The organism is Micromonospora sp. WMMD714 (assembly GCF_029581315.1).
GTDB lineage: Bacteria > Actinomycetota > Actinomycetes > Mycobacteriales > Micromonosporaceae > Micromonospora > Micromonospora rifamycinica.
The window spans coordinates 2,703,468-2,724,296 of sequence record NZ_CP120744.1; the positions used below are offsets into that span (position 1 = coordinate 2,703,468).

Annotated in this window: 22 protein-coding genes and 1 tRNA gene; 20 read left to right on the plus strand and 3 right to left on the minus strand. The window is 73.7% G+C overall.

The features are described 5' to 3' along the window. The 17 genes from O7625_RS12155 to O7625_RS12235 all read left to right on the plus strand — a co-directional run bounded on the left by O7625_RS12155 (position 1) and on the right by O7625_RS12235 (position 14,476). On the plus strand, positions 1-507 hold the full coding sequence (locus O7625_RS12155) for an amino-acid N-acetyltransferase (protein WP_067302777.1): 507 nt from the start codon (positions 1-3) through the stop codon (positions 505-507). Between the two features lie 73 nt (positions 508-580). Next, the gene (locus tag O7625_RS12160; protein WP_282345937.1) at positions 581-1,822 is read left to right on the plus strand and encodes a hypothetical protein; all 1,242 of its coding nucleotides are present in this window, start codon (positions 581-583) and stop codon (positions 1,820-1,822) included. A gap of 199 nt (positions 1,823-2,021) precedes the next feature. Then, entirely contained in the window at positions 2,022-2,957 is a 936-nt protein-coding gene (locus O7625_RS12165) for a Ppx/GppA phosphatase family protein (protein WP_282346922.1), read from the plus strand. Positions 2,958-3,326: 369 nt separating this feature from the next. Next, positions 3,327-3,659 carry a PadR family transcriptional regulator gene (locus O7625_RS12170; RefSeq protein ID WP_067307540.1) on the plus strand — a complete coding sequence of 111 codons (333 nt, stop codon included), beginning with the start codon at positions 3,327-3,329 and terminating at the stop codon, positions 3,657-3,659. Next, the gene (locus O7625_RS12175) at positions 3,656-4,726 is read left to right on the plus strand and encodes a hypothetical protein (RefSeq protein ID WP_282345938.1); all 1,071 of its coding nucleotides are present in this window, start codon (positions 3,656-3,658) and stop codon (positions 4,724-4,726) included. The genes O7625_RS12170 and O7625_RS12175 overlap by 4 nt, the downstream gene beginning before the upstream one ends. A gap of 109 nt (positions 4,727-4,835) precedes the next feature. After that, the gene (locus tag O7625_RS12180) at positions 4,836-5,345 is read left to right on the plus strand and encodes a hypothetical protein (RefSeq protein WP_282345939.1); all 510 of its coding nucleotides are present in this window, start codon (positions 4,836-4,838) and stop codon (positions 5,343-5,345) included. Positions 5,346-5,652: 307 nt separating this feature from the next. Then, positions 5,653-6,339, plus strand: a complete 687-nt coding sequence (locus O7625_RS12185) for a dienelactone hydrolase family protein (protein WP_067307546.1) — start codon at positions 5,653-5,655, stop codon at positions 6,337-6,339. A gap of 19 nt (positions 6,340-6,358) precedes the next feature. Continuing rightward, positions 6,359-7,132 carry a uracil-DNA glycosylase gene (locus O7625_RS12190; RefSeq protein ID WP_282345940.1) on the plus strand — a complete coding sequence of 258 codons (774 nt, stop codon included), beginning with the start codon at positions 6,359-6,361 and terminating at the stop codon, positions 7,130-7,132. Between the two features lie 19 nt (positions 7,133-7,151). Continuing rightward, entirely contained in the window at positions 7,152-7,889 is a 738-nt protein-coding gene (locus tag O7625_RS12195) for a DUF4129 domain-containing protein (protein WP_282346923.1), read from the plus strand. Between the two features lie 34 nt (positions 7,890-7,923). Beyond that, positions 7,924-8,511 carry a hypothetical protein gene (locus tag O7625_RS12200; RefSeq protein WP_282345941.1) on the plus strand — a complete coding sequence of 196 codons (588 nt, stop codon included), beginning with the start codon at positions 7,924-7,926 and terminating at the stop codon, positions 8,509-8,511. Beyond that, positions 8,511-9,518, plus strand: coding sequence for a MoxR family ATPase (locus tag O7625_RS12205; RefSeq protein WP_067307555.1), 1,008 nt, complete (start codon positions 8,511-8,513; stop codon positions 9,516-9,518). Before O7625_RS12200 ends, O7625_RS12205 begins: the two co-directional genes overlap by 1 nt. Positions 9,519-9,523: 5 nt before the next feature. Further along, the gene (locus O7625_RS12210; RefSeq protein ID WP_282345942.1) at positions 9,524-10,888 is read left to right on the plus strand and encodes a DUF58 domain-containing protein; all 1,365 of its coding nucleotides are present in this window, start codon (positions 9,524-9,526) and stop codon (positions 10,886-10,888) included. After that, on the plus strand, positions 10,885-11,454 hold the full coding sequence (locus tag O7625_RS12215) for a hypothetical protein (RefSeq protein ID WP_282345943.1): 570 nt from the start codon (positions 10,885-10,887) through the stop codon (positions 11,452-11,454). Before O7625_RS12210 ends, O7625_RS12215 begins: the two co-directional genes overlap by 4 nt. 104 nt (positions 11,455-11,558) lie before the next feature. After that, positions 11,559-12,896 carry an NAD(P)/FAD-dependent oxidoreductase gene (locus O7625_RS12220; RefSeq protein WP_067307630.1) on the plus strand — a complete coding sequence of 446 codons (1,338 nt, stop codon included), beginning with the start codon at positions 11,559-11,561 and terminating at the stop codon, positions 12,894-12,896. A gap of 153 nt (positions 12,897-13,049) precedes the next feature. Further along, positions 13,050-13,133: transfer RNA gene (locus O7625_RS12225), tRNA-Leu, on the plus strand. A 108-nt stretch (positions 13,134-13,241) separates the two neighbouring features. Further along, positions 13,242-14,063, plus strand: a complete 822-nt coding sequence (locus tag O7625_RS12230) for a Bax inhibitor-1/YccA family protein (protein ID WP_282345944.1) — start codon at positions 13,242-13,244, stop codon at positions 14,061-14,063. Between the two features lie 92 nt (positions 14,064-14,155). After that, positions 14,156-14,476: a hypothetical protein gene (locus O7625_RS12235; RefSeq protein ID WP_282345945.1), complete on the plus strand. Its 321-nt coding sequence runs from the start codon at positions 14,156-14,158 to the stop codon at positions 14,474-14,476. 3 nt (positions 14,477-14,479) lie between these two features. On the opposite strand, the gene O7625_RS12240 is transcribed toward O7625_RS12235, so the two are convergent. From O7625_RS12240 to O7625_RS12250, 3 genes are all read right to left on the minus strand, one after another. Continuing rightward, positions 14,480-15,742: an acetyl-CoA C-acetyltransferase gene (locus O7625_RS12240; RefSeq protein WP_067307567.1), complete on the minus strand. Its 1,263-nt coding sequence runs from the start codon at positions 15,740-15,742 to the stop codon at positions 14,480-14,482. A gap of 116 nt (positions 15,743-15,858) precedes the next feature. Further along, positions 15,859-16,662: an SGNH/GDSL hydrolase family protein gene (locus tag O7625_RS12245; protein WP_282271087.1), complete on the minus strand. Its 804-nt coding sequence runs from the start codon at positions 16,660-16,662 to the stop codon at positions 15,859-15,861. A 76-nt stretch (positions 16,663-16,738) separates the two neighbouring features. Next, positions 16,739-17,788, minus strand: coding sequence for an SGNH/GDSL hydrolase family protein (locus O7625_RS12250; RefSeq protein WP_282345946.1), 1,050 nt, complete (start codon positions 17,786-17,788; stop codon positions 16,739-16,741). A 182-nt stretch (positions 17,789-17,970) separates the two neighbouring features. Here O7625_RS12250 and O7625_RS12255 point away from each other — a divergent pair, with 182 nt between their 5' ends. The 3 genes from O7625_RS12255 to O7625_RS12265 all read left to right on the plus strand — a co-directional run bounded on the left by O7625_RS12255 (position 17,971) and on the right by O7625_RS12265 (position 20,828). Beyond that, positions 17,971-18,327: a DUF1232 domain-containing protein gene (locus O7625_RS12255; RefSeq protein ID WP_282345947.1), complete on the plus strand. Its 357-nt coding sequence runs from the start codon at positions 17,971-17,973 to the stop codon at positions 18,325-18,327. Positions 18,328-18,402: 75 nt separating this feature from the next. After that, positions 18,403-19,773: a cystathionine beta-synthase gene (locus O7625_RS12260; protein ID WP_282345948.1), complete on the plus strand. Its 1,371-nt coding sequence runs from the start codon at positions 18,403-18,405 to the stop codon at positions 19,771-19,773. A gap of 161 nt (positions 19,774-19,934) precedes the next feature. Next, positions 19,935-20,828: a hypothetical protein gene (locus tag O7625_RS12265; RefSeq protein WP_282345949.1), complete on the plus strand. Its 894-nt coding sequence runs from the start codon at positions 19,935-19,937 to the stop codon at positions 20,826-20,828. Position 20,829: the final 1 nt, after the last annotated feature.

The following is a 20,829-nucleotide window of genomic DNA, read 5'->3' on the forward strand; positions in this document are numbered from 1 at the left end:
ATGACCGACGGGATCGTGGTACGCCGGGCCCGCACCGGCGACGTACGCGGGATCCGGCGGCTGGTCGACACCTACACCGACGACCGGCGGCTGCTCAGCAAGGCCACCGTCACCCTCTACGAGGACGTGCAGGAGTTCCGGGTCGCGGTGGCCGGCGACGGCACGGTGGTGGGCTGCGGCGCGCTGCACGTGATGTGGGAGGACCTCGCCGAGATCCGCACGGTGGCGGTCGACCCGGTCTGCCGGGGGCGGCGGATCGGCCACCGGATCGTCACCGAGCTGATCGACGCCGCCCGGGAGCTGGGCATCGCCCGGATCTTCGTGCTCACCTTCGAGACGGCGTTCTTCGGCGCGTTCGGGTTCACCGAGATCGACGGCGCCCCGGTGCCACAACCCGTCTACGAGCAGCTGCTGCGCTCCTACGACGAGGGTGTCGCCGAGTTCCTCAACCTGGAACGGGTCAAGCCGAACACCCTGGGCAACACCCGGATGCTGCTGCGGCTCTAGGCCGACCGGCTGCCCGCTGCTGGCCGGTGGGCCGGGCGAGGGTGCCCTTGACCCGGCCCGGCACCCTGGGTCGGTGACGATCCTGCGTCGGTTGGTCGCCCTGCTCGCCGTCCTGGTGACCCTGTTCGCGCTGGTCGGCGTGGCCCGGCTGATCGCCCCGGCGACCGGTGGCGTCGACCGCCAGCCGCCCGGGGTGGACCGGCAGCTCAGCTACCTGCGCACCGAACTCGACGCCGGTGCCGGTGAGGACGCCCAGGCGATGTTCCCGGAGGGCTGGTTCCTCGCCCACGCGCTGTACGGGCTGGCCCGGGTGGAGACCGGCCTGCGGCAACCACCGCAGGAGCGCGACGAGGCGCTGCGGGAGGCCCGGTGGGCGCTGGCCCGGCTGGAGTCACCGGCCGGCACGGCCCCGTTCAGCGCCGACCTGACCCCGGCGTACGGCGTCTTCCACGCCGGCTGGACGAACTGGCTGCGCGGCGGGGTGCTCGCCCTGCAACCGGCGTCGGGTCGGGATCCGGCCGAGGTACGCCGGTTCACCGAGGCGTCGACCGCGCTGGCCGCCGCGTTCGACGCCTCGGCCACGCCGTACCTCGCCGCCTATCCGGGGCAGGCGTGGCCGGTCGACTCGACGGTGGCGGTGGCCTCCCTGCGGCTGCACGACCACCTGCTGACGCCCCGGTTCGACCGGACCACGGTCCGCTGGCTGGACGGCGTACGCCAGCGGCTCGACCCGCGTACCGGCCTGCTGCCGCACCGGGTCGACCCGGGCACCGGCGCGCCGGCCGAGGTGGCCCGGGGCACCTCGCAGAGCGTCATCCAGCGGTTCCTGCCGGAGATCGACCCGGCCTTCGCCCGGGAACAGTACCTGCGTTTCCGCACCGGGTTCGTGGTGTCGCCGCTGGGGCTCGGCCCGGCCGTACGGGAGTATCCGCGCGGTCTGGACGGCCCGGGGGACGTCGACTCGGGGCCGCTGCCGCTCGGGGTGAGCTTCTCGGCCACCGTGGTGACCCTCGGCGCGGCCCAGGTGCAGGGCGACGACGCGCTGGCCGGGGCGTTGGCCAACTACGGCGAGCTGGTCGGTTTTCCGCTGGACACCCCGCACACCCGCCGGTACGCCTTCGGCCTGCTGCCGATCGGCGACGCCTTCCTGGCCTGGTCGAAGACCGCCCGCCCGTGGGTCTCCGCGCCCGCCGACCCGCCACCGGCGACGGTGGCCCCGTGGTGGCGGACACCACTGGTGGCCCTGCTGGTGCTGCTCGCCGTGCTGGCCTGGGTGCCGTGGCTGCTGCTGCGGCGGCTGTCCCGGCGAAGGTGACCACCGCCGGGCCGGTCGGTGCCGCCGATGCACGGGGTCGGGTGCTGCCCGCGTGCGCGGTCGGGTGCTGCTCGCGTCTGCTGCCGGCTGCTGCTGGCGTGCGCGGCTGGGTGCTGCGGTCGGGTGCTGCCCGCGTGCGCGGTCGGTGCCGCCGTGGGCGGCCGGCGGCTGCCGTAGGGTTGCTGCCGTGACGACGCGTGTGGCCGCCATCGACTGTGGGACCAACTCCATCCGCCTGCTGGTCGCCGACCTGCCCGACCCGTCGGCCGGGCCGCAGGCCCCGCTGGTCGACCTGGCCCGTCGGATGGAGATCGTCCGGCTCGGTCAGGGTGTCGACCGGACCGGGCGGCTGGCCCCCGAGGCGATCGAGCGGACCCGGGTGGCGCTGGCCGGCTACGCCGCCGAGATCGAGCGGCTGGGCGTCGAACGGGTCCGGATGTGCGCCACCTCGGCGTCCCGGGACGCCAGCAACGCGGCCGACTTCCGGGCCATGGTGGAGCAGACCCTCGGCGTCGTCCCCGAGGTGGTCAGCGGCGACGAGGAGGCCCGCCTGTCGTTCACCGGGGCGGTCCGTGGGCTGCCCGCCGACGCCGAGCCGCCGTACCTGGTGGTGGACATCGGCGGGGGCTCGACCGAGTTCGTGGTGGGCACCCGCGACGGCGGCGTCCAGGCGGCCATCTCGGTGGACATCGGCTGCGTCCGGATGACCGAACGGCACCTGCACGGCGATCCGCCGACCGCCGACGAGGTCGCCGCCGCGCAGGCCGACATCGCCGCCGCCGTCGACCGGGCGCTCGCCGCCGTACCCGGCCGTCAGGCCGCGACCCTGGTCGGCCTCGCCGGCTCGGTCACCACCGTCGTCGCCATCGCCCAGGACCTCCAGGAGTACGACCCGCAGCGGATCCACCACGCCCGGGTGCCGTACGAGCAGGTGGCCGGGGTGACCGCCGACCTGCTGGCGAAGAGCGCCGCCCAGCGGCTGGCGATCCCGGTGATGCACCCGGGCCGGGCGGACGTGATCGGCGCGGGCGCCCTGGTGCTGCGGGTGATCATGGAGCGGGCCGGAATGTCCTCGGTGGTCGCCTCCGAACACGACATCCTCGACGGCATCGCCTGGACCCAGCAACCCGTCTGACCGCCGACCAACACACCCCGGCCCCCTCCCCACCTCCGCCCGCTCGACATCGAGCCCGGTGATCAAGAGCTTTACGTCACCCCGCCCGGACGGGCATGACGCAAACCTCTTGATCACCGGGGTGGGGAGTGGTGATCAAGAGGTTTGCGTCGAGGATTTGGTCGGGGATGACTCGAACCTCTTGATCACTGGAGCAGGAGCAGGAGCAGGAGCGGGAGTCGAGCGGGAGCAGGGGCGGGAGCGGGAGTCGAGCGGGAGCTCGGGGCGGATCCGGGGGTGGGGGCGGCTTTGGGCGGCGGGGTGAGGGAGAGTCGGGGCCTGGTATGGCGCTGTTGACGGTACTTCGCAGTGCGCAGTAGTGTGTGATGCGTGGACACCACACAGTTGCTCAAGGGTGTGCTCGACCTGGCCGTGCTGGCCGTGCTGCGGGATTCCGACGGCTACGGCTACGACATCCTCCGCCGGCTCCGCGAAGCCGGGCTGGAGGAGGTCGGCGACGCCTCGGTCTACGGCACGCTCCGCCGACTCTTCGCCGCCGGCCTGCTCACCACGTACGTGGTGCCGAGCGAGTCCGGCCCGCACCGCAAGTACTACGCGCTCAACGCCGCCGGCCGTGACCAGCTCACCCGTTCCGGCAAGACCTGGCGCGCGTTCGCCACGACGATGGACCAGCTGCTCGACGATCGGGGGATGGCGGCATGACCGTCACTGGGCAGGAGATCACGGACTACGTCGAGCGGGTGCGGGTCGCACTGGCCGACCTGCCGGCGCAGGAACGCGACGAGCTGACCGAGGATCTGCCGGAACACCTCGCCGAGGTGGCCGTCGAGTCGGACGGCTCCCTGGTGGACCGGCTGGGCACCCCGGAGGCGTACGCGGCGGAGCTGCGTGCCGCCGCGGGGGCGGGTGATCCGGCGGCCGGTCGGCGGGTCCTGGAGCGGCGGATCGCCGGTGTGCTGGGGCGTACCCGGGCCCGGGTCGGTCGGGTCGACGCCCGGCTCGGCCCCCTGTTCGGCCACACCACGGCCGGGGAGTTCCTGCGGCTGCTCCGTCCGGCCTGGTGGGTGGCCCGCGGGTACCTGGCCGCCATGCTGGTCACCGCGCTCAGCACCGACGGCCCGCTCGGGCTGCTGCCCCGGCTCGACGGCAGCGGGTTCGTCGGCCTGCTGATGCTCGTCGGCCTGGTGTTCGGCTCCATCTGGTTGGGCCGGCGTACCCCGGGGCTGCGGTCCTGGCGGCGGTGGTCGGTGCACGCCACCGCCGCGGTGCTGGTGCTGTTCGCGATCGGCGCGGTGGTCAACGTGGACGGTCACGTCCGCTCCGACTACGACTACGGCTACGAGTCGACCTCGGTGCAGAACCCGTACGACCAGGTGCAGGACGTCTACGTCTACGACAGTGAGGGGCGGTTGGTGCAGAACGCCCGGCTCTTCGACCAGAACGGCACCCCGATCCGGTTGGGTTGGCCGGCCTGCGACGATCCAGCCCTGCCCGACGTCAACCCGGTGCAGCGCGGCTACCCGTACTGTCCGGAGCAGGCGCCGTTCCGGCCGCGCCCGCCGGCGGTCGCCCCGCTCCCGCCCGGTTCCGCCGCCACCCCGGGTGCCCCGACGCGGACCCCGCCGCCGGCCACCGCGTCGGATGCTCCGGCCCCGCCGGCCACCCCGTCGGGGACTGCGACCCCGCCGGTCCCGTCGGGTTCCGTCCCGCCGGTTCCGCCGTCGGTGTCCGGGCCGGCGAGCACGCCCCTACCCACGGTCACCGGATAACCGTGCTGTTGCTGGGAAATAGCTGAACGGACGAGGGGAACGGGGCAGCGCACGCTGATCTTCGTGGCTACGTTGTCGTCTGCTCATTCACCCCTCGGAAGGACATCCCGTGTCAGAGCAGGTCGCATCGTCCCCCGCGCCGCAGGCCGAGCCGGCCGGCCAGCCCGAGCCGGTCACCCCGGCCCCCGCCGCCGCACCGGAGCAGCCGGAGGGGGCGAAGGGGTCGAAGGGTGGCGGCGCGAAGAAGGCGCTCGGCATCATCGGCGCGATCGTCGCCTTCCTGGTGATCGCCGTGCTGAAGTTCGGTGCCGCCAGCGCCATCGGCAACTTCCTCAACCCGGACGAGACGGCCGAGGCGAAGGCCGGTGACTGCATCGCCGAACTGCCCGAGGTGACCGGCACCGAGGAGCAGTCGGTCAACGACGCCAAGGTGGTCGGGTGCACCTCGACCGAGGCCGCCTACAACGTGGTCGGCCGGGTGGAGAACCAGACCGAGGCGCAGGCCAAGGAGGGCAAGGCGTGCGAGCAGTACATCAAGGAGGGTGACGACGCCTACCTCTTCTACAACATCGCCCCGGGTGGCAAGGGCTACCTGCTCTGCCTGACCAAGAAGGCCTGAGCCCGGCGGGACCGCGGAGCCCGACCCCGGCGGGCCGCCAGGCCCGCCACCGGGCTCGACCCGGCCGGGGCGCGGCGGGTCGTATGGCCCGCCACCAGGGCCTTCCCGGCCACCACGGTGGTTTGTCGACGGCGGCGCGGAATTCCGCGCCGCCGTCGCCGTGCACCCGGGCCACCGGCGGGTTAATACGAGGTGTATCCCACTGTTCCGGCATCTTCCCGACACGTGTTCCGCCGTGGCAGGCTACCGACACGTAGGAACGCCCTGCGACCAGCCAACGATGACTGACCGACAGGAGGACGGGCCGATGGGTGAGATGGTGAGCTACCGCCGCGACGCAGGCGCCGGCGAGGGGTATCTCGCGATACCGTCCAGCGGCGCGGCCAGCCCGGCGGTCATCGTGATCCAGGACTGGTGGGGCCTCGTCCCGCACATCCGCTCGGTGGTGGACCGGTTCGCCGAGGCCGGTTTCGTCGCGCTGGCCCCCGACTTCCGGCACGGCCAGCCGGCCAGCAGGCCGAGCGAGCCCCGGCAGATGCTCAACAGCACCCAGATGGACGAGGCGGCGGCCGACATCGCCGTGGCGGCGGAGTTCCTGGCCGGTCGGGCCGAGGTGACCGGCAAGGTGGGCTGCGCCGGGTTCTGCGCCGGCGCCAGCCTGGCCCTCTGGGCGGCGACCAGGGCCGAGCGGATCGTGGCCACCGCCGCGTTCTACCCCCGGCTGCCGTGGGACGGCATGCCCACCGAGTGGGCCGACTACGCGGGCAAGGCGGCGGTCGTGCACTGCTCCGAGGCGGACGGTCTCGCCGCCGCCGACGGGGTGCAGACGGTACGCCGGGCGGTCGAGAACGCCGGTGGCACCTTCCAGACGTACGACTACCCGGGCACCGCGCACGCGTTCTTCAACGAGGACCGGCCGGAGAACTTCGACCAGCGGGCCGCCGCCACCGCCTGGGCCCGCACCCTGGAACTCTTCCGGGCCAAACTTGGTTGAGTCGCGTACCCCCGCCCGGGTGGTCGACCGTGCCGCCCGGGCGGCCGACCTGGCCGGTCTCGACGCCGCGATCAGCGACTGTTTCGCCTGCCCGCGCCTGGTCGACTGGCGTGAGGAGGTCGCCCGGACGAAACGGGCCGCCTTCCGCGACCAGGACTACTGGGGCCGCCCGGTGCCCGGCTTCGGCGCTCCCGACAACCGCACCGGTCGGGGCGGCGCGGGACCGCCGGCCACCCCACCCGGCGCGGCGTCCGAACCCCGGATCGGCATCCTCGGTCTGGCCCCGGCGGCCCACGGCGGCAACCGGACCGGCCGGGTCTTCACCGGGGACCGCTCCGGCGACGTGCTCTTCGCCGCCCTGCACCGCGCCGGGCTGGCCAACCAGCCGACCAGCGTGGCCGCCGACGACGGTCTCGCGCTGACCGGCACCCGGATCTTCGCCGCCGTACGCTGCGCGCCGCCGGACAACAAGCCCACCCCGGCCGAGCGGGACACCTGTGCCCCCTGGCTGCACCGGGAGGTGGAGCTGATCCGCCCGACCCTGCGGGTGGTGGTCGCGCTGGGCGCGTTCGCCTGGGCGGCGTGGTGGCCGGTGCTACGCCAGGTGTACGGCGTCCGGCCGCCCAGCCCGCGACCGGTCTTCGGCCATGGGGCACACTGGTCCGGGTCGGCCGCTCCCGCTCTGCTCGGTTGCTACCACGTCAGCCAGCAGAACACCTTCACCGGGCGGTTGACCACACAGATGCTGGACGACGTGTTCACCCGGGCCAGACAGCTCGCGGGGGTGGACTGAGCAGCGTGGGGTGGTGGCGATGGTCCTGGGCGTACTGCGCAGATGGTGGCCCGTCGTCCTGGTGGCGCTGCTGCTGCTCGTCGCCGCGCTCGCCGCGGGGCACTCGTCGATCGGCGCGAGCCGGATCCCGCCGGCCGCCGAGAGCCTGCCCTACGTGCCGGAGTACCCGACGGCCGAGCCGGCCGCGTCGATCCCGATCGAGCCGCGGACCGACGCCGAGCAGACCCGGGCGAGCGTCCCGCAGTGGATCGCCACGGTGGCGATCGCCCTGCTCGGACTGGCCGTCCTGACCGCTTTCGGCTACCTGGCCTGGATGTTGGTGCGCGGTGCGTTGCGGCGGACCACCCGGGCGGTGCCCGGGGTGCGGGCCCGGCGTACCGCCGAGGGCACCGCGCGGGAGGTGATGGCCGCCCTCGACGCCGGGTTGGAGGAGCTGGACGACGCCGACACCGACCCGCGTACCGCGGTCATCGCCTGCTGGGTGCGGCTGGAGGAGGCGGCCACCGAGGCCGGCGTGCCGAGACGTACCGGGGACACCCCGACCGACCTGGTCGCCCGGCTGCTGCGCGGCGACCCGGCAGCCGGCGTGCCCGCCATCGCCAGCACCGACGTGCTGGACGGCTTCGCGCACGTCTACCGCGAGGCCCGCTACGCCACCCGCACGGTCGACGCCCGGATGCGCGACCAGGCCCGGGGGGCGCTACGGCGGCTGCGCGGCGAACTGACCGCGCTGGCCGACGCGCAGGTGCCGGCGTGACCGCCCGCCACGCCGCGACCGGTGGGGTGCCGAGGTGAGCGAGTCGACGGGTCTGGACGACCTGTTCCGCTTCGAGGAGGAGGCCCCGGCCCGCTCGGGAGCGGCCCGGGGCGGGCGTGTCCGTTGGCTGTTCCGGCTGCTCCTGACGGCCGCCGGGGTGACCGCCGTGATCCTGGTCGGCCTGCGCGCGGTCGGCCTGCAACTCTCCCTCGCGATCGTGGTGGCCGGGGTGCTGGCGGTGCTCGCCGTCCGGCGGGTGACCGCCGCGCTGGCCCCGCCGCCGCCACCCCGCGCCGGTGTCCGGACCCCCGCCGGTGAGGAGTCGGGCGACTACAACTGGGCGGCCCGGGACGCGCTGCGGGCCGCCATCAACGGCTGGGAGCGCCCGCTGGACTGGGCCTCGAACAGCCCGGAACGCTTCACCGAGCGGATCCTGCCCCGCCTCGGCGAGCTGGCCGACGAGCGGTTGCGCCAACGCCACGGCCTGACCCGGGAGGCCGACCCGATCCGGGCCCGCGCCCTGCTCGGGGAGCCGCTGTGGAGTTTCCTCGACACCCCCTCCCGCCGTACCCCGTCGCCGCGCGACCTCGCGGTGATCGTCGCCGAACTGGAGAAGATCTGATGAACGACGTGGACCGCAGCATTCCCGCCACGGAGGTCGGCCACCTGGCCCGGGCGGTGCTGGACGCGGTCGGCACGGTCGTGGTCGGCAAGCGGGAGGCCCTGGAACTGGTGCTGGCCGGCATCCTGGCCGGCGGGCACGTGCTGCTGGAGGATCTGCCCGGGCTGGGCAAGACGCTGACCGCCCGTTCCTTCGCCCAGGCCCTCGGGCTGGACTTCCGCCGGCTCCAGTTCACCCCTGACCTGCTCCCCGCCGACGTCACCGGCTCGTTCCTCTACGACCAGCGCAGCGGCGACTTCTCCTTCCGGGCCGGTCCGCTCTTCACCAACCTGCTGCTCGCCGACGAGATCAACCGGACCCCGCCGAAGACCCAGTCGGCGCTGCTGGAGGCGATGCAGGAGAAGCAGGTCTCCGTCGAGGGCGTCACCTACCGGCTGGACGCGCCGTTCCACGTGCTGGCCACCGCCAACCCGATCGAGTACGAGGGCACGTACCCGCTGCCCGAGGCGCAGCTCGACCGGTTCCTGCTGCGGGTGTCGTTCGGCTATCCGCAGCGCGACGAGGAGTGGGAGGTGCTCCGCCGACGGATGGACCGTCGTCGCGAGGAGGCGCAGATCGAGCCGGTGGTCGACGCCGGCACCCTGCGGGCCATGCAGGCCGCGCTGGAGGACGTGGTGGTGGAGGACTCCGTCGGCAAGTACATCGTGGACCTCACCGCGGCCACCCGGGAGCATCCGTCGGTGCTGGTCGGGGCGTCGCCGCGCGGGTCGCTGGCGCTGCTGCTGCTGGCCCGGGTCCGGGCCGTCTTCGCCGGGCGGGACTACGTGGTGCCGGAGGACGTGAAGGAGGTGGCCGCCCCCGCGCTGGCCCACCGGATCACCCTGCGCCCGGAGATGTGGCTGCGCCGGGTGGACCCGTCGTTCGTGGTCGGCGAGGTGCTGGAGCAGACCCCGGCCCCGGCCAGCGGCGCGCTGCCCAGCTACGCGGCCGGCCGGGCCGGGCGCTGATCGTCGTGCCTGACCGTCAGGAGGCGACGGTGGGCTGGTCACCCACCTGGGCGCTCGGCCGGGCGGTGCTGCTCACCGGGCTGTTGCTGATCGCCGCCGTGCTGCTGGGCCGGGTCGACCTCGTGGTGCTGGCCACCCCGTTCGCGCTCGGCACCGCGTACGCGTTGCGCCGCCGGCCGGTCGCCGCCCCGGAGCTGGAGATCACCGCCGCGGACGGCCAGCTGGTCGAGGGGGGCGAGCTGGCCGGGGCGGTGGCGGTGGGCAACCCGGACGTGGTGTCGTACGACGTGGTCGTGGTCCGGACCCGGATCTCGCCGTGGTTGCGGGTGCGGCGGGCCGGCTTCGGCGGGCTCGGGCTGGACGTCAGCCGCTCCGGCGGCGCGGACCGGCCCTTCGTCACCACGCTGGCCACCGGCACCGCCGTCGACCTGGAGCTGGCCGGCACCGCGCTGCGGTGGGGCCGGCATCCGATCGGCCCGGCGGGTGCCCGGGCCGCCGCCGCGGACGGGCTGCTGGTGTCCCGGGCGGTGCTGACCGACCCGCTGCGGATGCGGGTGTACCCGAAGACCGAGCCGTTCGAGGCGGTGGAGGCGATGCCCCGGGCCGCCGGGCTGGTCGGCGGGCACCGCTCGCGGCGGCCCGGGGAGGGCGGTGAGCTGGCCGGGGTGCGGGTCTTCGGGCCGGGGGACCGGCTGCGCCGGATCGACTGGCGGGTGTCGCTGCGGACCCGGCAGCTGCACGTGGCGTCGACCCTGTCCGACCGGGACGCCGAGGTGGTCGTGCTGCTCGACGTGCTGGCCGAGGCGGGCCGCTCCGGCGGGGTAAACGGCGCGGCGTCGGTGCTGGACACCACGGTCCGGGCGGCTGCCGCGATCGCCGAGCACTACCTGCACCGGGGTGACCGGGTGGCGCTGCTGGAGTACGGTCCGGCAGCCCGCCGGCTGCGCCCGGCCACCGGCCGTCGGCAGTACCTGACGGTGCTGGAGTGGCTGCTCGACGTGCACGCCGAGTCGTCCCCGCACGATTCGTACGACCAGGTCTTCGGCCCGCAGGTGCTCTCCGCCGACGCGCTGGTGGTGGTGCTCACCCCGCTGCTCGACGAGCGGTCCGCGCAGATGTTGGCCCGGTTGGCCCGGGGCGGTCGCTTCGTGGTTGCGGTGGACACCCTGCCGGCCGACCTGGCCCCGCCCGGGGACCGGGGGTGGGCGCCGGTGGCGTACCGGCTGTGGCGGCTGGACCGGGACACGATGATCGCCCAGCTCCGGGAGCACGGCGTGCCGGTGGTGGGGTGGGCCGGCGCCGGCAGCCTGGACCAGGTGCTGCGGGACGTCGCCCGGTTGGCGACCGCTCCCCGGGTAGGTGGCCGGTGAGCGCGGTGGCGGCGGCGCGGGAGCGGGTCCGGGCGGCGCGCACGGCGGCGCGCCGGGTGGCGTTGCTGCCGTTGCTGGTACGCGGTGCCGTCTTCCTGGTCGGGCTCGCCGGCCTGCTCCTGGCGTATCCGGTGGAGTTGTTCAGTGCCCGGTCGGTGCTGGCGTTGACGGTGGTGGCGGTGCTGCCGGCGGTGGCGCCGCGACGGGTGTGGCCGACCTTCGCCGCGCTGGTCACGGTGGTCGGCTGGGTGTTCGCCTCGGCCGGGTACGACCGGCCGATCGCGCTGTGGCGGTTGTTGGCGGTGGCGGCCCTGCTCTACCTCGGACACACCCTCTGCGCGTTGGCGGCCGTGCTGCCGTACGACGGGGCGATCGACCCGAATGTCGTGTTGCGCTGGGTCACCCGGGCCGGTGCGGTGGTGCTGGCCTCCGCGGTGATCGGCGTGCTGCTGGCCGGGTCGGGTCAGCTCGGCCCGGACGACGGTTCCCAGGCCGTCACCGTGGTCGGGCTGCTGGTGGCGGTGGGTACGAGCGGGTTGCTGGGCTGGTTGCTGCGCCGCCGGTAGCGGGCTGTCGGCGGGAACGTCACGCAGCTCACAGGTGTTGTGCTCCGTCACAGAAGGGGGTCTCGACCGGTATTTCCAGGGCCGCCCGGGGAAAGATGGATGACGTGAATCCGAAGCGGATCCTTGTCGTGGGTGCCGGGCACGTGGGCCTGTACGCCGCTCTGCGCCTGTCCAAGAAGCTGAGCTCCCGTGAGGCCGAGGTCGTCGTGGTCGACCCGCAGCCGCACATGACGTACCAGCCGTTCCTCCCGGAGGCGGCGGCCGGCAACATCTCGCCCCGGCACTCCGTGGTGCCGCTGCGGCGTGAGTTGCGCAAGTGCAAGATCGTCGCGGGTGCGGTGACCCGGATCGACCACAGCCGCAAGACCGCGGTGGTGCAGCCGATCGTCGGCCCGACCCGGGAGATCCCGTACGACCACGTGGTGGTGGCCCCCGGCTCGGTGTCCCGCACCCTGCCGATCCCGGGCCTGCACGAGCACGGGATCGGTTTCAAGACCATCGGCGAGGCCATCTACCTGCGTAACCACGTGCTGGACCGGCTCGACGTGGCGGCCGCCACGCCGGACCCCGACGTCCGCCGCTCCGCGTTGACCTTCACCTTCGTCGGCGGCGGCTACGCCGGCATCGAGGCGCTGGCCGAGATGGAGGACATGGCCCGGGACGCGCTGCGCTACTACCCGGAGCTGGAGCCGGACGACATGCGCTGGGTGCTGGTCGAGGCGACCCAGCGGGTGCTGCCCGAGGTCGACCGGGACATGGGCGCCTACACGGTGCAGCAGCTGCTCAAGCGGAACATGGACATCCGGCTGGACACCCGGCTCGAATCCTGCGTCGACGGGGTGGTGAAGCTCTCCGACGGCGACAGCTTCCGCTCCGACACCATCGTCTGGACGGCCGGCGTCAAGCCGTCGCCGATGCTGGACCGCACGGACTTCCCCCGCGACGAGCGGCGGCGGGTCACCTGCCTGCCCACCCTCCAGGTCGTCGACGGCGACCGGGTGGTCGAGGGGGCGTGGAGCGCCGGTGACTGCGCCGCGGTGCCGGATCTCACCAAGGAGCCGGGCAACTACTGCTCGCCCAGCGCCCAGCACGCGGTGCGCCAGGCCGCCCGGATGGCCGACAACATCGCGCTGGTGGTGCGCGGCCGGGAGCCGGTCGACTACAAGCACAAGCACGCCGGCAGCGTGGCCAGCCTCGGCCTGCACAAGGGCGTGGCCCAGGTGTACGGCATCAAGATGAAGGGCTGGCCGGCCTGGTTCATGCACCGGACGTACCACATGAGCCGGATCCCGTCGTTCAACCGCAAGGTCCGGGTCGTGGTGGACTGGTCGCTGGCCTTCTTCCTCAAGCGTGAGGTGGTCGCCCTCGGGCAGCTGCACGACCCGCGTGAGGAGTTCGCGGAGGCGTCGCAGCCGATCCCGGTCACCAGCCGGGCGGCCTGAACGGCGGTACCCGCCCGGACGCCCCTCCCCGGTCGCGGGGAGGGGCGTCCGGCGTCGTCGGGGCCGGGTCGCCGCCCCGGTGCCCCGGGGGTACGCCGGGCCGGCGCGGAACGGTTACCGTGACACTGCACCGTCGCGCGTCGGCGTGGACCCGCCCGGGTGGTGGAACGGCAGACACGGCCGCCTTAAAAGCGGCTGCCGCAAGGCGTGCGGGTTCGAGACCCGCCCCGGGCACCACACTCTCAGCTTTCCCACAGCGTCCCGGCGGGCGTGCCGGGGTACCGGCCGTTTACCCTGGGAGTGCACGTTTGCGTGCGACTGACCCCCTGAGGGAGGCCTGAGACAGTGAAGACCTCGAACCCGGTGCTCGCCCGGCTCGGCCAGGCGGCCGAGCGGGAGCGGTCCGCCGGGTACGCCCAACCCGGGCCGTACGGTTACGGACAACCCGGCATTCCCCAGCAGTACCCGGGCCAACCGGGCTCCCCGGTCGCCCCGCAGGTGTCCGGCACGATGACCCTCGACGACGTCGTCGTCAAGACCGTCACCCTCCTGGCCATCCTCGGCGTCGCCGCCGCGGCGGCCTGGATCATGGTGCCGGATTCGTTGCTCGGTGTCGCCTGGATCGGGGCGGCGATGGTCGGCCTGGTGCTCGGCCTGATCATCTCGTTCTCCCGGGTCGCCAACCCGGCCCTGGTCGTCGCGTACGCGATCGTCGAGGGCGCGTTCGTCGGTCTGGTCAGCAAGTTCTACGAGACGGCCTACGAGGGCATCGTGCTCCAGGCCGTGGTCGCCACCTTCGGCGTCTTCTTCGTGATGACCATGCTCTACAAGGCGCGCGTCATCCGGGCCACCCCCAAGTTCGTCAAGGGCATGATCGCCGTGATGGCGGGCCTCTTCGCCGTCATGCTGATCAACCTGGTGCTCGCGCTGTTCGGCGTGAACACCGGCCTGCGCGACGGCAGTCCGCTGGCCATCGGGTTCAGCCTGGTCTGCATCGTGGTGGCCTCGCTGAGCTTCGTGCTCAGCTTCAAGGAGGTCGAGGACGGCGTCCGGATGGGGCTGCCGGCCCGCTACTCCTGGACGGCCGCGTTCGGCATCGTGGTCAGCCTGGTCTGGCTCTACCTGGAGATGCTGCGCCTGATCAGCTACTTCCAGGGCGACGACTGACGGTTTCGCACCCGACGCCCGCCACCGCGCTCCCTGCGGTGGCGGGCGTCGTCGTCGGTGCGACCGGCCGGGGTTGCGTAGACTCGCCGGCGATGAGCGCAGCGGAGTTGGACCGGGCGGTGGCGCTGCTGGTCCGTCAGGTGGGGCACTGGCAGCAGCCGCGCTGGGCGGCGGTCGCCGAGGGCGGTGACGTCTCCCGGGCCGACCTGGTGCACAGGCTGGTGCAGGACGTCGCCGACCTGGCCGCCGACGCGGAGGGCGGGCCGCGTCGGGAGGTGCCCCGGTTGGCGCAGCCGATGGCGCTGCCCGACCAGCTCCGGGTGGTCGCGGCGGACCTGGTCGCCGCCGGCCCACCGCAGGAGGTGCTGGCCGGGGCCGCCGCCGCGGTGACGGCGACCCGCGACGCGCTGTAGGGCTCAGCTGAGCCGTTCGAGCACCATCGCCATGCCCTGACCGCCGCCGACGCACATGGTCTCCAGGCCGATGGTCCGGTCGTGCCACTGGAGGGCGTTGAGCAGGGTGCCGGTGATCCGGGCGCCGGTCATCCCGAACGGGTGGCCGACGGCGATCGCCCCGCCCATCACGTTGACCTTCTCCTCCGGGATGCCGAGCTGCCGGTAGGACGGGATCACCTGGGCGGCGAACGCCTCGTTGATCTCGACCAGGTCCACGTCGTCGACGGTCATCCCGGCCCGGCGCAGCGCCTGCCGGGACGCCTCGACCGGGCCGAGGCCCATGATCTCCGGCGACAGGGCGGTGACGCCGGTGGAGACGATCCGGGCCAGCGGGGTGAGCCCCAGGTCGGCGGCCCGCTGGGCGCTCATCACCACCACGGCGGCGGCGCCGTCGTTGAGCGGGCAGCAGTTGCCGGCGGTGATCCGGCCGTCCGGGCGGAAGACCGGCTTCAGCCCGGCCACCGCCTCCGGGGTGACCCCGGGGCGCGGGCCGTCGTCGGTGTCGACCACGCTGCCGTCCGGGGTGGTCACCGGGGTGATCTCGCGGGCCCAGAACCCGTCGGCGATGGCCTTCTCGGCAAGGTTCTGGCTGCGGACGCCGAACGCGTCCATCTCCTCCCGGGTGATGTCGTGCACCTGGGCCAGGTTCTCCGCCGTCTGCCCCATGGCGAGGTAGACGTCGGGCAGCTGGCCGGCGTCGCGGGGGTCGGTCCACACCTCGGCGCCGCCCTGGGCGCGGGCCACCGACCGCTGCCGGGCCTCGGCGAAGCGCGGGTTCTCCCAGCCGCCGCCGACCAGCGCCTTGGCCTCGGGGGGCAGGGTGTCGGAGTTGCCCCGGGCGTACCGGGAGACCATCTCGACCCCGGCGGAGACGAAGACGTCGCCCTCACCGGCCCGGATCGCGTGCATCGCCATCCGGGTGGTCTGCAACGACGACGCGCAGTAACGGGTCACCGTGGCCCCGGGCAGGCCGTCCAGGCCCATCAGGGTGGCGACCACCCGGGCCAGGTTGAAGCCCTGCTCGCCGCCGGGCAGCCCGCAGCCGACGTAGAGGTCGTCGATGGTGGTGGGGTCGAGGCCGGGGACCTTGTCCAGCGCGGCCTGCACGATGGTGGCGGCGAGGTCGTCCGGGCGGACGTCGCGCAGGGAACCCTTGAAGGCGCGGCCGATGGGGGACCGGGCGGTGGCGACGATGACGGCGTCGCGGGACGACTCAATCGGCATGAACCAACGTTAACTTGACGGTAATCTCACGCGGAAGAAGACCGCCCGGCGGGAAATGTCACCCCGGCCATTGCCCGGGCACGGTGGACCCGCCGGGACGACCGGAGTCGGGCCGGTCAGTGCCGGGACGCGACGTTGGCGGCGGCCACCACCGCCGGCAACAGGGCGTGTGCCCACACCCGGTATCCGTCGGCGGACGGGTGGAAACCGTCGTGGCACAGCGTCCCCGCGTCGGCCCGGAACACCGGCCCGGTCTCCGTGCCGAGGTCGACGACAGTGCCCCCGGCGTCGAGCACGGCGGTGGTCTGGGCGCGGGCCACCCGCCGGCCCGACCACCCGATCACCTGCCGCAGCGGTGGGGACACCGCTCGCACCGCGCCCAGGTCCGGGCAGGTGCCGACGACGACCTCGACCCCGGCCTCCCGCAGCCGGCGCACGGTCGAGGCGAGATGCGCCCCGGCCTCGACCGGGCTGCGCATGGCGGTGGCGTCGTTCGCCCCGATCAGCACCACCGCGACGTCCGGCCGGTCGCCGAGCAACGCCCGTGCCACCTGGGTCGCCAGGTCGGTGGAGCGGGATCCGGAGACCCCCACGCTGGACAGGTGCACCCGGCGACCGGTCGGTCCCTCGGCCAGCAGGTGGGCGAGCTGGCCGCCGACCGTGTCGTCGAACCGGGCCACCCCGACGCCGAGCGCCGAGGAGTCGCCGAGCAGCACCAACCGCAGCGGCGGGGCACCGGCCCGGCCGACGGTCGCCCGCAGCGCCAGGCCCAGCTCGGGCTGGGCGTAGTCGCGGTTACGGGCCGCCACCGCCTGCCCGGCGAGCACCGCCGCCCCGCCGATCGTCCCGGCGATCAGGGAGACCGCCGCGGCCTTGCCGAGCCGTACGGCCAGCTCGCCGCCGAGGGAACGGCCGGTCACGGTGTCACCGCCCGGAGGGTCGACCCGGCGGTGACCGGCCCGGTGTGACCTGCGGTGGTCCGCTCGCTGTGCTCGCTCATGCCAGTCCCTCCAGTTGGGGTGAGTCGGCGGTGACGCCGGGCTGCGGCGTCGGTGCGACGCCGAAGAAGGCCCGCCGCCGAAGCTGCGCCCAGCGCCCGGCCGGGCCGTGGTCCCGGCCCCGGACCTGGGCGCCGCTGACCTCCGTGCCGGCGTGCCGGGCCGCCTCGTGGGCGGCCCGGGGCAGCGACCGTACGCCCTCGCCCATGGCCAGCACCGGCTGACGCTCCCCGCCCCCGAGGGCCGACAGCACGGTCGGCAGGAGCGCGGCGGCGGCCATCGCGTACCCCTCGGCGGAGGGGTGGAACCGGTCCCAGGCGAACATCCGGGTGGGCTCGGCGGCGAATCGGGGACCGAGCAGGTCGCCGAGGGAGACCGTCCACCCGCCCGCCTCGACCACCGCCACCGTCTGCGCGGTGGCGAGCTGCCGGCTCCACCGCCGGGCGAGCCAGCGCAGCGGCGGCTGGATCGGCTGGATCGCCCCCAGGTCGGGGCAGGTGCCGACGACCACCTCGCAGCCGGCCGCGCGCAGCGCCCGGACCGCGTCGACCAGGTGGCGGACCGCCACCGAGTACGGCGTGCGGTTGGTGACGTCGTTGCCGCCGACCAGGATCACCGCGACGTCCGGTGTGCAGTCCAGGGCCGCCTCGACCTGCGGCCGGAGCCCGGAGGAGAGTGCGCCGACCACGGCGAAGCGGTGCACCCGCACGGACCGGTGCAGCCGCCGGGACAGCCCGGTGGCCAGCAGCGAACCCAGGGTCTCCCGCCGTCGCAGTACCCCGTAGCTGGCGGCCGAGGAGTCGCCGAGGATCACCATGGTCAGCGGCGGCCCGGGGAGCTTGACGCCGTAGACGCCGTCGCAGCGCGGCGGCGGGGCCTCCGCCATCGGGATGGTGCGCCGGGCCTGCCGGGCCTGACCGAGCAGCACCCCGCCGGTCGCGGCGACGGCGGCCACCGCGGCACCCGTGCCGATCGCGGCCAGCCGGACCACCTGCCGGGCGCGGTGCCACCGCGGATCCACCGTCACGACGGAACCAGCCACCCCCATACAGCGACATTATCGCGCCGCAACGACACCCCGCCGCTGTCAGGACGGGTGGTTCAGGGCTGAGCGACGCCGGTTCTGGGTACCTGATCCGGTGGCGGGCACCGGCGGACGGCCGTCCCGCCGCAGGTGACGCCGGGTTGCGCCGGGCAGTCACGCTGGTCGGTGGAGAGGGGCTGGATGAGATGGGTAGGACATTGAAGCGGACCGCGGCCTTCACCGCACTGGCCCGGTCGCTGGCGGCCGGGGCACGGGGCGGCCCGTCACTGGGCACCCGGCTGGCGGCGCTGCCCCGGATGATCCGGGCTACCACCCGGGGCGACTACGACGGGGGGTTGCGGCTGGCCCTGATGACGGCGGCGGCGGTCTACGTGGTGTCGCCGGTCGACGTGGTGCCGGAACTGTTCCTGACCGTCCTCGGTCTGGTCGACGACGCCGTGATGGTCACCTGGCTGGCCGGCAGCGTGCTGGCGGAGACCGAGCGCTTCCTGGAGTGGGAGGCGCGTCAGGGCGCGGTCATCCCCGGTCATGTGACCCTCTGACAACCCGTACCCTGAGCGACGAAGGACCGTCTGCCAGGCCGCCGTTACCGGCGCCGCAACGAAGGGCACAACGAGGTGCAGTACTACGACAACGTCGTCGACATGATCGGTAACACCCCGCTGGTGCGGCTGCGCAACGTCACCGAGGGTATCCGGGCGACCGTGCTGGCGAAGGTGGAGTACCTCAACCCGGGCGGTTCGGTGAAGGACCGGATCGCGCTGCGGATGGTGGAGGACGCCGAGGCCGCCGGGATCCTCCGGCCCGGGGGCACCATCGTCGAGCCGACCAGCGGTAACACCGGTGTCGGGCTGGCCCTGGTGGCGCAGCTCAAGGGCTACCACTGCGTCTTCGTCTGCCCCGACAAGGTCAGCCAGGACAAGCAGGACGTGCTGCGCGCGTACGGGGCCGAGGTGGTGGTCTGTCCGACCGCCGTCGCCCCGGAGGACCCGCGCTCCTACTACAACGTCTCCGACCGGCTGGCCCGGGAGATCCCCGGCGCGTGGAAGCCCGACCAGTACAGCAACCCGGCCAACCCGCGGTCGCACTACGAGACCACCGGCCCGGAGCTGTGGAAGCAGACCGAGGGCGGGCTCACCCACTTCGTCACCGGGGTCGGCACCGGCGGCACCATCTCCGGCATCGGGCGCTACCTCAAGGAGGCCTCCGAGGGGCGGGTGAAGGTGATCGGGGCGGACCCGGAGGGCTCGGTCTACTCCGGCGGCACCGGTCGGCCGTACCTGGTCGAGGGGGTCGGCGAGGACTTCTGGCCCGAGACCTACGACCGGGACATCGCCGACCAGATCGTCGAGGTCTCCGACAAGGCGTCCTTTGAGATGACCCGGCGGCTGGCCCGGGAGGAGGGTCTGCTGGTCGGCGGCTCCTGCGGGATGGCCGTGGTGGCGGCGCTGGAGGTGGCCCGGGCCGCCGGCCCGGACGACGTGATCGTGGTGCTGCTGCCGGACAGCGGCAAGGGCTACCTGTCCAAGATCTTCAACGACGGGTGGATGGCCCGGTACGGCTTCCTGGACCACTCCGGCACCGAGCCGACCGTCGCCGACGCGCTGGCGGGCAAGCCGGGCGGCCTGCCCGAGCTGGTGCACGTCCACCCGACCGAGACGGTCCGCGACGCGATCGACTACATGCGCGAGTACGGCGTCTCCCAGCTCCCGGTGCTCAAGGCCGAGCCGCCGGTGGTGACCGGTGAGGTGGCCGGCTCGATCGCCGAACGGGACCTGCTGGACGCCCTCTTCACCGGTCAGGCGCACCTGCACGACACCATCGAGCGGCACATGGGTGACCCGCTGCCGATGATCGGCGGCGGTCAGCCGGTCAGCGAGGCGGTGGGCATGCTGGAGAAGTCCGACGCGGCGCTGGTGCTGGTCGACGGCAAGCCCAAGGGCGTGCTGACCCGGCAGGACCTGCTCGCCCACCTCGGCGCGCACTGACCCGGCACACCTGCGGGGCACCTCCGTGCGGAGGTGCCCCGCAGCGTGTCCGGTCGGGTCGACCATTCACAGCAGGCGGACAGCAGCGGCACAGAGGGCGTCCGTGCCGCCTCCCTACCGTCGGAGCCAGCCGATAGGCACCGACCCACGGGAGGAACGACATGCGCCACGACCTTGACCACCACGAGGGGCAGCGGGTCAGCCGTCGCCGGCTGATCGCGGGGGTCGGCTCGATCGGGTTGGCCGGTCTGCTCGCCGCCTGCGGCCGGGACGACGGCACGGTCACCACGTCGACCGGGGAGACGGTGTCCCCGCAGGCGACCGCCAGCACGTCCGCCGACCTGACCGCGCTCTTCGGCGCGGCGAACACCTGCACGCTGACCGCGACCACCACCCAGGGGCCGTACTACTTCGACGCCGACAAGATCCGCAGCGACATCCGGGAGGACCGGGCGGGCACCCGGTTGCGGGTGGCGATCCGGGTCCAGGACAGCGAGCAGTGCGGGCCGCTGGCCGATGCCGTCGTGGAGATCTGGCACTGTGACGCCGACGGTCTGTACTCCGGCGCCGAGGCCCAGTCGTCCGGTGCATCGGGTGGTGGCTCCGCCCCCGGTGGTTCCCCGCCGAGCGACGCGCCCACCGGCAACCCGCCCGGTGGCGGCGCGGCTCCGGGTGGCGGCGCGCAAGGGGCTTCGGCGGACCTGACGCCGACCGACGACAAGCGGTACCTGCGCGGTGCCCAGGTCACCAACGCCGACGGGATCGTCGAGTTCACCACCGTCTGGCCGGGCTGGTACCGGGGCCGCACCACGCACATCCACGCGATGGTGCACGTGGGCGACAACCGGGTGCTCACCACCCAGATGATGTTCGACGAGGCCCTCAACAGCAGGGTGTACGCCGCAGCGCCGTACGCCGCGCACACCGGGCGGGACACGTTCAACGACAACGACACCATCTACGCCGAGACGATGTTGATGAAGGTCGTCGAGGACGGCGACGGCTACCTCTCAGTGATCAACTTCTCGGTCGACGCGGACCGGGACGGCACGTGAC

Excerpts from the sequence above, each read along its gene's own strand:
- O7625_RS12155 (WP_067302777.1), top strand. The coding sequence starts at position 1 with ATGACCGACGGGATCGTGGTACGCCGGGCCCGCACCGGCGACGTACGC.
- O7625_RS12175 (WP_282345938.1), top strand. The coding sequence starts at position 3,656 with ATGACCGTCACTGGGCAGGAGATCACGGACTACGTCGAGCGGGTGCGG.
- O7625_RS12185 (WP_067307546.1), top strand. The coding sequence starts at position 5,653 with ATGGGTGAGATGGTGAGCTACCGCCGCGACGCAGGCGCCGGCGAGGGG.
- O7625_RS12195 (WP_282346923.1), top strand. The coding sequence starts at position 7,152 with ATGGTCCTGGGCGTACTGCGCAGATGGTGGCCCGTCGTCCTGGTGGCG.
- O7625_RS12205 (WP_067307555.1), top strand. The coding sequence starts at position 8,511 with ATGAACGACGTGGACCGCAGCATTCCCGCCACGGAGGTCGGCCACCTG.
- O7625_RS12235 (WP_282345945.1), top strand. The coding sequence starts at position 14,156 with ATGAGCGCAGCGGAGTTGGACCGGGCGGTGGCGCTGCTGGTCCGTCAG.
- O7625_RS12240 (WP_067307567.1), bottom strand. The coding sequence starts at position 15,742 with ATGCCGATTGAGTCGTCCCGCGACGCCGTCATCGTCGCCACCGCCCGG.
- O7625_RS12250 (WP_282345946.1), bottom strand. The coding sequence starts at position 17,788 with ATGGGGGTGGCTGGTTCCGTCGTGACGGTGGATCCGCGGTGGCACCGC.
- O7625_RS12255 (WP_282345947.1), top strand. The coding sequence starts at position 17,971 with ATGGGTAGGACATTGAAGCGGACCGCGGCCTTCACCGCACTGGCCCGG.
- O7625_RS12265 (WP_282345949.1), top strand. The coding sequence starts at position 19,935 with ATGCGCCACGACCTTGACCACCACGAGGGGCAGCGGGTCAGCCGTCGC.